The organism is Mucilaginibacter sp. P5_A6 (assembly GCF_056400585.1).
This window is the reverse complement of the sequence record NZ_JBFUKZ010000037.1, coordinates 1-12,445: the sequence shown is the minus strand read 5'-3', so window position 1 is coordinate 12,445 and position 12,445 is coordinate 1. Positions and strand designations below refer to the sequence as shown.

The following is a 12,445-nucleotide window of genomic DNA, read 5'->3' as shown; positions in this document are numbered from 1 at the left end:
TTGTTTATTATTTAATTACAGTATTTATTGAGTTTGTGGGCGTGATGCACCTTGTTACTCCGTAATTATATGGAAACTAAAAGTAAACGGGAAAGATGTAAGTGGCTGAAAATTAGAATCATTTCAAACTGATAAAAGCAAAGTTTACCGACTTAAAACAGAAAACCCGACTGGTAGTAATTTTACCAGTCGGGTTTTTTGTTTTAAAAAACTTTTATTTTATAGTTGATCTATCATTTAACAGCCCATTCATGTATTCCTGTTGAATTATCGGCGGGTAATTGAACTTCAATACGTAAGGCGGTTGTATTTACAGGCTCAAACGTTACTGTATTAAAATTATCCTTGCTTATGGTGTATGGTGTTGTGTTTTTTACAGGTACCCATTGCCCGTCTTTTTTATACAGGACCTTATAGGAAACAGGTATGCGGCAACCGCCCCATGGACCATCGTCGTACCAGTAAACTTTCGATTCGCTAACGGTATGCGGCGCATCAAAATCATACTGCACGTATTCGCTGGTGTTGTGTGCAGGCCACCAGTGGAGGTAAGGGTAGTTTGTATCGCCCGAACCGGCCGGTTCATACTGATCTTTTATAGCCGGATACATTCTTTTGTTTTTTAATGACGATGTTACCGTGCTGTTGCTGGCAATGGTAGGGGCTGGTTTTGGCCTTGATGCCGATGCTTCATAAGGGATCCAAACAGTCATTTCGCTGGGGCCGCGGTTTGCCCAGGCATAGTAGGGGATGGCCTTTACCTGCTGGTCGGTTTCCGTTAACTTATCGCTGTTGAGCTGTCTTTTGGTGCTTTTGCCTTCTGTATTTATCACATCTACGCCGTTTAACAGGTCGGCCTGGTAATTGGCGTTTGCGATAGCATTTTTGTCGATCAGTATATTCTGAACAAGACTATCCCGGTTATCCGGACCTTCCAGGCAGTAAACAATTGGTCCGCGTTCAAAAGCAAAGCGATTTTTATCATCTTTCACCTTTTGGTTGGCTAAAACCTTTTCTGTTTCCATAGGCAGGTTAAGGGTCACCTTGTCTCCTTTTTTCCAGTTGCGTTTTATTACGGCGTACCCCTTCTCGCTTACAAATGAGGTAACTTTGCCATTTACTGATAAAACAACAGGTAATGGCGTTTTATCCATAAAAGTATATAAATCGCCTGGAACAGGCTGTTGCTTTGCCCAGCCCGGTATGCGTACCCTTAAAGTAAAGGCCGTTGCTTTTACGGGATTAACCGTAATATCAACCTTACCTTTCCATGGGTAATCCGTTGCCTGAACAATGTTTACATTACCCGATGCCAGCTTAATATTGCTGGAGTTGCTCATGAACAAGTTAATATACAGGTCGTTTTTGTTTTTGGCATAAACGTAGCCCGGCAGCGATGGTAAAAAGCGGGTCATGTTGCTGATACAGCAGGCACAGCTGATCCATGCACTGCGCTGGTGCTGATTCATGGAAGCCAGTGGATTTGGATAAAAGAACCTGTCGCCACTTAAAGATACACCCGAGAGCAGGCCGTTATAAAGCGTCCTTTCCAGTACATCAATATATTTGGAATCGCCATGCAGCAAAAACATGCGGTTATTCCAGTAAACATTACCAATGGCCGCGCAGGTTTCTGCATATGCCGACATATTGGGCAACTGGTAGGCATCACCAAATGCTTCACCGGCACCGGTTGCACCAATACCACCGGTGATATACAGTTTTTTGTTTACTACATCTCCCCATATATCATCAATTGCTGCTAAGTATTTGGTGTCGCCCGTTAAAGCGGCAATATCTGCCATACCGGTGTACATATAAGCAGCCCTTACCGCATGGCCTTCGGCCTCATGCTGGTCAACCACCTTTTTATCTGCCTGGTTATATGCATCGCCTTTAGGGCCGCGTACATCCAGGAAAAATTTGGCCAGGTTAAGGTACTGTTTGTTGCCCGTAACGCGGTACATTTTTGATAAGCCTATCTCCACTATCTGGTGGCCTGGATATTCTTCAATTTTTCCCGGTCCAAAGGTTTTTACCAATAAGTCGGCATTTTTTATGGCGATGTTGAGCAGGGTACGCTTGCCGGTAGCCTGGTAGTGGGCAACCGCGGCTTCGTATAAATGGCCGCAGTTATACAATTCATGGCTCAATATTTCTTCGTTCACCCAGCGTTTATCACCAATCCACTCATGTGGTTTTTGGGCGTGAACCGTGCGGAAAGTATAAAGGTAACCATCGGGCTCCTGTGCGGCGCCGATAATACCGATAAGGGTATCAATATACTTATCCAGCGTAGGGTTGTTTTTGTTTTGCATGGAGTATGATGCGCCCTCAATAGCTTTGTATACATCAGTGTCATCAAAGGGGAATTCGCTCAGCTTATCACCATCCAGTTTTTTGGATGCCCTTAAAAAATTATCCATGCGCCCGTTTGCCTTGCATTGGGCAAGTACATAAGGTATGGTAACCCTGGCATTTACCTCCATTTTGGGTTGCCAAAAGTTATCATTAACATGCACGCTGGTAAAAGCTACAGGCTGAATAGGGTAATCCTTTTGCTGTGCATAGAGCTTACCGCTTAAGCTTATAACTGATAATGACAGCAGGCAGGCCGCTTTTCTTTTATTGATCATCATATTCATTTAGTTTTTAACCATGCGGCTACCGTAAACCGGACCGGCGCTGTTATCTTTTTTAGGTAATAGTTTAATGCTCACTTTTTGTTTTCCTTTGGTTAGCTCAATAGGTATGGTGTAGCTGATGTCATAAAAACGGCTTTCCTTATACTGGTTAAGGTCCTCGGTTGATAGTTTTATGCCATCCACCAGGATATCAAATGTACGGCCCCGGTTATCCATGCCCCAGTAGGTATTAATCAGGGTATTTTGTGCATTGGCATCAACCTTCATTTCATACAACAAAAACCCTCCGTTTTCTGTTGATCTCCATTTCTTTTGGTGGTCTTCCCCTGTAATTGCGTTTTCGCCACTGAAATTATGATCCCGCTCGGGCTGCATTTCACCTATGCGTAAAATATCCGTGGTACGGGCTTCCAGCTCCTGTTGTTTTTTCTTTTGTTCGTCATAGGCTTTTTGCTGTACTGCCCATGATTCTGGCGTAAATACGTCCCAGTAAACAGAATAATATTCATTTTTGGTCTGATTGAAAGGGATTAGTTTAACCTCCGCTGGTTTCGAAATATTTTCGGTGCGGAAGCTCAATTGCTTCTTATCAACCATTTGAAGCCACTTATTAGGGTCGGTTTCGCTGGTAACAAAAACCGGGACACCTTTAAGCGGGTCGGGTTCTGTACTACCCAAAATACCGGCCAATAGTACCGGGCCATAAAATATGGCACGCCTGTTGGCATTATCAGGCATAGGCTCTGTATAAATAGTCTCGGGCGTGGTAAATTCAATTTTGTCGTTATTTTTCCATTTACGGTTTAAAACCAGGTAACCCTGGGCATCTGCGCTAACCAGTTGCTTTTTGCCGTTTATGCTGATAGCCGCATTGCTGGTCCATTTAGGCTTACGAATGCGGATAGCCATTGTAACAGGTTTTAAAGTATTAACAGTAAAGGAAATATGATCGCCGGCCGGTAAATTGCTTTCCTGTTTTATAGTTAAACCTTTTCCGCTCCATTTTAGTACCGATGGGATAAACAGGTTGATATACAAGCTGCCATCGGCGCCCCTGAAATAAATGCTTTCATTGTACTTTACATGGTTTTCCATACCCGAGCCAACACAGCAGGTAAAGGTATCAAAAGGACTGCTGTACTCTTTTTTGCCGCCCATTCTTAAAGGTACAAAATAGCACATCATCCCGTTTTCGTGATTTTGAGATGCGAGGATATGATTGTACAATGCCTTTTCGTAATAATCCATCAACGCTGCCGAAGGCTCAACCGCAAATAAATGCCTGGTTAATTTAAGCATATTATAGGTATTACAGGTTTCGGTAGTGTTCTCGGTAAGCTTATCATTTAGCTTGCCGGGCTCGCCTAAGTACTCATAATTACTGTTGCCGCCTGTGGCGTAGGAGTGGTTACGGGTTACAGTTTCCCAAAAGAAATCGGCAATGGCCTTATCTTTTTTGTCGCCGGTAAGCTCATACCGCCTTGCGCTGGCAATAACTTTAGGTATTTGTGTATTTGAATGCTTGCCGGGTAATACATCTTGTTTTTCGGCAAGCGGATCTAATATGCGCTTGTCGTAAAACTTGTACGATAGGTCAAGATATTTTTTATCGGCATTAATAGCATATAAATTAACAAGGGTTTCTGCCATGCCGCCGTATTCGCAAAGCAGCATTTTCTGCAGCTTGTCATCATCAAGGTTTTTGATGGTTTCGCCGGTCCAGTCGGCCATGCCTTTGCATATTTTAAGCGCCTGTGTGTTGTTACAGTATAAATAGGCATCTAACAGGCCTGCCATAACCTTATGCACCGTATACCATGGTGACCAGCCGCCATTTAAATCAAATCCCCTTGATCGGATGTCTCCTTTGGCAACTTCGGCCCAAACCGTATCTTCCTTAGGTATGGCGCCCACATAGCCGGTTTTACGGGCTACCTGGCATTCATCCAGTTCTTTTACAATATAATTTACCCGTTTTAAAAATTCAGGGTCGCGGGTTGAGGCGTAATGCATGGCAATGGCCGAGAGGTAATGCCCAAGGGTATGCCCTGCCAATCCGGATGACTCCCAGCCTTCATACATTTTTCCTTTGGGCTTTAAGCCCGAGTGCGAACGGAATGCAGATAATAAACGATCGGGCTCAATGGATAGCAAATACGCGGCGTCAACCCGCATGGCTTGTTTAAAGGGGCTTTCCAGTAGTGCTACATCTTTCAAATCAAAAGTATAGGCCTTAATCTCCGTTTGGGCTTTTACTTTTATCCGGGTGTCATTCCATTCGGGCACGTATGATTGTGCCTGTGCAAATTCAGCTGTGGTTAAACCTGCAATAAGGCACATGTTTAATTTAAGCCACTTATTTATCAGCATAGTGTTTGGGTTTATGTAATCATAAAAATCAGTTTATAAAATTACCATGGCGTTATGAATATTTAGCCATAATAATTTGCAGGTATTAACCGGATTTTAACTGTTTTTTACCGACTTAAGCTTTTAGTAATAAAAGTCACGATTAAAGCTGATTTTATAGAAATATCATAATTTTTTAATGTTGTTGTAACAACAATGTTAATATACGGCAAGCTTTGGCAAATTTCTGCCAAAAATGGAATGTAGGGGCAAATAAATTTACAATTCTGAAAATCAGACTTGATTAAAATAAATTCTTAACCCCCAAAATTAGTTTATGAAACTAAAACCATTACTCAAACGGCTTATTTTACCTTTATTTTGCATGGTTGTGTTTTGTGGTAGCACATACGCCCAAACAATTGCATTAAAAGGAAAAGTATCTGACGATAAAGGCCAGCCAATACCCGGCGTGTCTGTCAGACTAAAAGGCACCAATAAAGGTGTAAGTACCAATGCCAACGGAGCGTTCACTATTACTTACACAGGTGCAGGCACACTTAGCATCTCGGCCATTGGTTATGCCTCCAAAGATGTAAAACTAACGGGCCAAACCGAGATTGATGTTGTTTTACCTGAAGACAATAAAATCTTAGGCGAAGTTGTTGTAACCGCGCTTGGTATAAAGCGGGATAAAAAAGTATTGACCTACAGCAGCCAGGAAATAAAGGGCTCCGAACTGGTGCAGGGTAAAGACCCGAATATTGTTAACGATATTGCCGGCAAAGTATCAGGTGTGCAAATTACCAGTTCGTCCGGTAATCCGGGTAGCTCTACACGTATTGTTGTTCGCGGTGCATCATCATTTTACGGAAATAACGACGCATTAATGGTGATAGACGGCGTCCCGGTAAATAACGATGAAACAGGAAATCTTAATTCGGGCCCCGGAACAAGCAGGATAGCCGATTTGGACCCATCGATAGTTGAAAGCATCAACGTTTTAAAAGGTGCTGCCGCTACTGCGCTTTATGGGTCGCTGGGTGCAAACGGGGTAATTATTATTACCACAAAAACTGGCTCTGCTAACAGAAAACCTACTGTTAATTTTTCGTCCGATCTGTCATTTGAGAATCCATTACTTCCGCAGATCCAGAGTAAATACGCACAAGGTACAGGCGGCGTTTATTATAATGGTGATGCTATGAAAACCAGTACTTCCTGGGGCCCATTGATGGATACTTTAAAGATAAACGGGCAGGCCGCAAAAAAATATAATCAATCAGATCTGTTTTTTAAAACCGGGCATACCTATAATAATGTGGTGAGTATAAATGGCGGTGGACCTGCTTCTAATTACTTTATATCATATTCTAATTTCAATCAGCAGGGAACCGTACCAACAACCTCATTTATCCGTAATTCGTTATTCGCAAAATATGGTGCGCAGATCCTGCCGAACCTGACAACAACTTTTCAGTTAAATTACGCCAATTCGCAAAACAACAGGTTGCCAGAAGGATATGCACTGGAAAGCCCTGTATGGACTATTTTCACGGCCCCTATATCATACAATCTGCAACCATATGGAAATGCAGATGGCACGCAGCGTTTAYATCGTTACTCAAGGAACAACCCGTACTGGGTATTAGATAATATCTCGAACAAATCGGGAGTAAACCGTTTTATGCCAACCTTTACGGTCGACTATAAGCCCTTAAAATGGCTAACACTAACAGAAAGGTTTGGAGCGGATGTTTATACCGAACAGGCTAAATACCACGAATCCGCAGGCTCGGCAGGTAACCCTACCGGTCGTATTATAGTTAGTAATACCAATTTTAGGCAGCTAAATAATGATTTGATCCTCAGTGCCGCGCACCAGTTTGGTGATTTTAATATCGATGGTGTTTTGGGAAATAATATTTATTCGGAGTATTCCGAAAACTCCTATGCTAAAGGTGTTGGTCTTTCTGTTGCATCGCTTGATAACATTAGTTCAGCCTCCAATATTTCCTATTCTGAAGGATATACTTTGAAACGTAAAGTAGGTTTTTACCTGCAATCGAATATCGATTATAAAAGGTTCCTTGTGCTATCATTAACCGGCAGGTATGATGGAAGCTCAGTATTGGCAACATCAAATAACTTTTATCCCTATGGTTCTGTAGCAACCAGCTTTATATTTTCGGAGTTTTTCTCCAAAAATTTTCAGGATATCATGAACCTGGGTAAATTCCGTGTATCGTATGCTACTGTAGGTGGTAGCAATGTTGATGCTTATTCGCTTACAACTCCTTATAATAGTCAAAGTAATGACTACGCTATACGTAATATTTCGTTCCCTTATAGAAGTCAATCAGGCTTCTTATTGGACCCAACATTGGGTAATCCTCTCTTGAAAAATGAAAGAATAAACGAGTTTGAGGTAGGTTTTGAAACCGGTTTTTTTAATAACAGGATAAGCCTTGAAGCATCTTATTTTGCTAAAAAAACAACTGATGGTATTATACCTGGCGTTAGTATTGCCCCATCAACCGGGTACAGTGGTACAACGGTAAATACAGGTATCATGCAAAATAAAGGTATTGAGTTACTGCTTGGTGCTGTTCCTGTTAAAACAAAAGATTTTAATTGGAGCGTTACCGTGAATTTTACCGCCACAAGGAACAAGGTGCTTAGCATTTATGGAGATTTAGGACAAATTGGAAATGGTTTTACTACCATTATTAAAGGCCAGCCATATGGAACTATATATGGAACACGTTACGCACGCAACGCGCAAGGTAAATTGTTAATTGATGCAGACGGATTACCCTATGCTGACGATACGCAAGGGATTATAGGCAATATTAATCCAAAATGGACCGGTGGCATTACCAATAATATCCGGTATAAACAATTCAACCTGAGTTTCTTTTTTGATGTGAAAAAAGGCGGCGATATTCAAAACAACGTTGATGGATACGGCTATTTTTACGGTACACCTAAAGTTACCGAAAATAGGGGGCCAAGAGTGGTTGACGGCATCAGCGCAGAAACCAGCCAGCCCAATACTATTTCTGTTAACGGTCAGGCTTATTATCAACGTATTAATGGTATTACTGAATCGGTTATACAGGATGGTACCTATATTAAATTACGGAATGCAAGCATAGGTTACACCGCAAAACCCGTGTGGTTAAAAAGTACGCCTTTTAAAGCCCTTAATTTTAGCGTAACCGGCCGTAACCTGTGGATATATGCTCCGCACTTTACAGGGGGCGATCCGGAAGTAAGCTCATTTGGTGCATCAAATGGCTCACAGGGTATCTATTCATTTTCTACCCCAACTTCCAGATCTATCGACTTCAGCTTAAAATTCACACTTTAATCCATTTATCAAACAAAAAATATCATGAAAAAAATATTGATGATTTTAGTATCATGTATCCTGATAGGTGCTTCGGGGTGTAAAAAATATATCGACGTAAACCAAAATAAAAATAAGCCTATTAATGTAGCCGAAGCGCAGATTTTAGCGCCGGTTGAACTGGCCATATCATCAAACTTGTATGCCGGTAGCGGCGCGGCTGCAATTGTACAGCAATATATGCAGGTGGCAGCCCAAAATCAGGTTGCACCCAATGCAGGCACCTACCTAATGTATAACACGGATATGGATGGCGATTGGACTAACTTGTATGTTACCTGTTTAAATAACCTGGTAACACTAAATCAAAAAGCCACTGCCGACGGTAACACCAATTATGCTGGTATTGCTAAAATATTGACTGCTTATTGTCTTGGTACCGCTACCGACCTTTGGGGAGATATTCCTTATTCGCAGGCTTTTAAAGGGAGTTCAAATTTTACTCCTCTATATGATGCACAAAAAGATATTTACAACCAGGTACAAAGTTTACTGGATGCCGGTATCGCCGATATTGCTAAAAGTGGTACAATAAGCCCATCAGGCGATGACTTATTTTATTCAGGTGACATGAGTAAATGGACAAAACTGGCGTATACCTTAAAAGCCCGTTACTACATGCATCTTGCCAAAGCGCCTGGCTACACCGCAACAGCGCAGGCGCAACTGGCGCTTACCGCACTTGAAAAAGGTATGCAATCAAACAATGATGATTTTAAAATGGGTTATGACGGTGGAGCCGGCACCGAAAATCCATGGCAGCAAAATTTTATATCAACAAGTACCGTAGTTTTGGCCAATACCTTTGTAAATGGTTTTACAACCCGTAACGATCCCCGTTTAAGCGCCATGGTTGCCCCGGCAACAGCTACAGGTTTGTACACAGGCCTTGGCGAGGGCTTATCTACTATAGGTCAGTTGGAAGAATACTCGCGCCCCGGCAATTTTTATGGTGCAACAGGAGCAACCAATTACATTGTAAATTACTCCGAAGCTTTGTTTATAAAAGCTGAAGCCACATTGATAACATCGGGTTATTCAAGCGCGGTGCCTGTTTACCAAAGCGCCGTGTTATCGCATATGACAAAGCTTGGCATAAGTAACGACAATGCAAATAGCTACCTGGCTTCAAGAGCGTTAACCAGCAGCAATGCCGAACAATTGATTATCGAGGAAAAAAGTATAGCCAACTTTCTTTCACTGGAGAATTTTACCGATTACAGGCGTACAGGCTATCCTGTTTTACCGGCTGTGCCAAACGCTCTATCCGCCGTACCGCGACGTGTGTTATATCCGCAACTCGAAATTACTTCGAACCCGCAGCCACAGCAAACGGCCAAATTAACCGATAGACTTTGGTGGGACACTAAATAATCATTATTTGTGCAGGCGATATTAGAATATCTTTTAGCGGCTGTTTAAAAATAGTTCAATAATGTTTTTATAGGTCCGAGAAACACATATCCAACCGTCATTGCGAGAGCTAAAATCCGGGGACTCTGAAGAACGGAATGACAAATTGGCGAAAGACTTACGAAGTTTTAAAAACTTCGTAAGTCTGGGATTCTACAACTTGTCATGGGTAGGTACGAAGCAATCGCAAACTGCACAGATCGGATTTGCAAAGCTACTCTGTAAGTTGGGAATTGCTTCGTACCTCGCAATGACGATCTATTTATCTATTTTTAAACAGCCTCTTAATACTGCCTAAAAATAAAATTTAACGTCTTGTGGTTAATTTGCCCGTCTTCCTTAATAGGAGGCGGGCATTTTTTATTTTTAAAACCTGCAATAGCGCAATAAAAAAACGGATCTTTTTTTCTGAAAATAACGTGTTGGTTTTTTTAGCACTAATTGCATAATGAATAATCATAATGCTTTTGCAGTGTGAACAGAAAATAAGCACAGGTTTAATTTTGATTATTGTTGTTTACTTAGCATTCAGCACGTGGTCGGTGTTTTCACCGCACCACTTTCTACTTAGTCCATCGTAACCTAAATAAAATTTGAGTGATCGATGAGATAAGGGCCTTGCTGGTGCGGTGATAACACCGACCAGAAGCTAAAATATACTCATTGGGAGTTTTATTTATATCTTTAAATTAAAGAAAAGCCTAAAACTAATAACTATAAAGCATGGCAGATATCACTCTTAAAAAAATACTCAATGATTATTCCCAAAATTTCTCCTCTAATACGAGTATTCAGGTAGTTCAATTGATGAAAGAAAGAGAAAGTAGAAATATAAATAAGACAATTCAGATTTGTGGGAGTGTTAAAAATGTTACATCTGATTTTATATACATGGAATGTGAAGCCGAAATCAGCCGGAAATATGAAAAGTACGGAAAGTTCTCAATCGAATGTTATGTTTTTAGGTTCAAGATTCAAACTAAAACGCTCCAAAAAGATAGTTTATACAAAATAAATATTGGTGATATATTTAATGTTTATGGGGAAATTACTCAAATCAAGCCAGAAGTTAGCCTTCACTACCAACCCAAAAAATTCGATATAGATATTTCTGCAAAAAACCTAAATAAAACAACACATAACCCATTTAATGCTGAGGATTTAGGATTATCAACTGTAATTGATCCTTATAAACATGAGAGGGAACAGGAAGCCGAAACATATTACAAAAAAGTATTAGCAGAAAATATAAAAACAGGGATAATCTGCACTATAATCGGCTGTATCATAATCGGTTTTGGGTACTATCAATTGGATCATTGGTATAAGTTTTTCTGTTATCTAATTTTCGCTGGTGGGGCCCTAATAATATTTGTTGGTATTGCAGCTGCCGGTCCTCACCTTTTTGATAAAAGATAGTTTTCTTGTTACACAGAATGCAAATTGTTTCCACAACTTTGAGTTGTATTCAGCATGTGGTCGGTGTTTTCACCACACCACTTTCTACTTAGTCCATCGTAACCTAAATAAAATTTGAGTAATCGATGAGATAAGGGCCCTGCTGGTGCGGTGATAACACCGACCAGAAGCTAAAATCACACAATAAAAAAACGGATCTTTTTTTCTGAAAATAACGTGTTGGTTTTTTTAGCACTAATTGCATAATGAATAATCATAATGCTTTTGCAGTGTGAACAGAAAATAAGCACAGGTTTAATTTTGATTATTGTTGTTTACTTAGCATTTAATTTTTTTAAGAAAAAAGTTAAAATTTGTGGTTTTCTTTAATTTCTCAGCCGTTCAACTGCATGAAATTAACAGATGATAGCAGTATTTTATCCGGTTAATGCCAAATGTTGGTTATTAGAGTTAAGTAATTGTAAATTCAAAGTGGATTAATAAAAATCAAGATGAAAGTTTTACAGTTTACTATCCCTGTACCGCACGATAAAAGCGTGATTGCAGAAAAAGTTTCTTTACCGTATCACTATCCTTACCTGCACCGTCATAAAGAAATACAGATCACCTGGATCCAAAGGGGAGAGGGTACCCTGATAGCCGGTAATAACATGCATGATTACTCATCTGGCGATATATTTTTGCTGGGTGCCAACTTGCCGCATGTATTTAAAAGCAACCCCGAATATTTTGTAAACGATGGCAACAAACAAATAGAAGCTATATCCATATTTTTCAATCCCGAAGGAGCATTATCCTCCTTATTTGATTTGCCCGAACTGAAATTAAGCAAGATGTTTATGCAGCAACATCAGCAGGGATTTAAAGTGCCGCATAGTGCAGTTGATAAGGTATCGCAAATTATGATGGGGCTAAAAAATGCCTCGGGTACAGATCAGCTTGTGCAGTTTTTTAGTTTGCTTAAAGGACTCACCAATATCAGGGGGAAACTTGACCCATTATCAACCTATGGCAACTTACCGGGCATAACCGAAAACGAGGGTATAAGAATAGGCAACATCTATAACTTTATTATGCAACACTACAGCGAGCAGATCACCCTGGAGGATGTAGCCAAAGTAGCCTTCATGACCCCCGAATCTTTTTGCCGCTATTTTAAGAAACATACCGGGCATACCTTTATTTCATTCCTGAACGAGATCAGGAT

6 protein-coding genes are annotated in these 12,445 nt (G+C 40.7%); 4 read left to right on the top strand and 2 right to left on the bottom strand.

The genetic code is table 11. From position 1 onward, the window contains the following. Positions 1–233: 233 nt before the first annotated feature. Both AC1DO4_RS26195 and AC1DO4_RS26190 read right to left on the bottom strand, forming a co-directional pair. Positions 234–2,639: a glycoside hydrolase family 127 protein gene (locus tag AC1DO4_RS26195; RefSeq protein WP_477420718.1), complete on the bottom strand. Its 2,406-nt coding sequence runs from the start codon at positions 2,637–2,639 to the stop codon at positions 234–236. Between the two features lie 6 nt (positions 2,640–2,645). Next, a complete protein-coding gene (locus AC1DO4_RS26190; RefSeq protein WP_477420717.1) occupies positions 2,646–5,015 on the bottom strand; it encodes a beta-L-arabinofuranosidase domain-containing protein in 2,370 nt (789 codons plus the stop codon). 316 nt (positions 5,016–5,331) lie between these two features. Between AC1DO4_RS26190 and AC1DO4_RS26185 the strand changes: the two genes are divergently transcribed. From AC1DO4_RS26185 to AC1DO4_RS26170, 4 genes are all read left to right on the top strand, one after another. Continuing rightward, positions 5,332–8,367 (top strand): SusC/RagA family TonB-linked outer membrane protein, encoded by a 3,036-nt coding sequence (locus AC1DO4_RS26185; protein ID WP_477420716.1) that lies wholly within the window; start codon positions 5,332–5,334, stop codon positions 8,365–8,367. Positions 8,368–8,391: 24 nt separating this feature from the next. Next, the gene (locus AC1DO4_RS26180; RefSeq protein WP_477420715.1) at positions 8,392–9,780 is read left to right on the top strand and encodes a SusD/RagB family nutrient-binding outer membrane lipoprotein; all 1,389 of its coding nucleotides are present in this window, start codon (positions 8,392–8,394) and stop codon (positions 9,778–9,780) included. Between the two features lie 762 nt (positions 9,781–10,542). Beyond that, a complete protein-coding gene (locus AC1DO4_RS26175) occupies positions 10,543–11,238 on the top strand; it encodes a hypothetical protein (RefSeq protein ID WP_477420714.1) in 696 nt (231 codons plus the stop codon). A 491-nt stretch (positions 11,239–11,729) separates the two neighbouring features. Continuing rightward, a partial coding sequence (locus AC1DO4_RS26170) for an AraC family ligand binding domain-containing protein (RefSeq protein WP_477420713.1) occupies positions 11,730–12,445 on the top strand: 716 nt, incomplete at its 3' end.

Excerpts from the sequence above, each read along its gene's own strand:
- AC1DO4_RS26195 (WP_477420718.1), bottom strand. The coding sequence starts at position 2,639 with ATGATGATCAATAAAAGAAAAGCGGCCTGCCTGCTGTCATTATCAGTT.
- AC1DO4_RS26190 (WP_477420717.1), bottom strand. The coding sequence starts at position 5,015 with ATGCTGATAAATAAGTGGCTTAAATTAAACATGTGCCTTATTGCAGGT.
- AC1DO4_RS26180 (WP_477420715.1), top strand. The coding sequence starts at position 8,392 with ATGAAAAAAATATTGATGATTTTAGTATCATGTATCCTGATAGGTGCT.
- AC1DO4_RS26175 (WP_477420714.1), top strand. The coding sequence starts at position 10,543 with ATGGCAGATATCACTCTTAAAAAAATACTCAATGATTATTCCCAAAAT.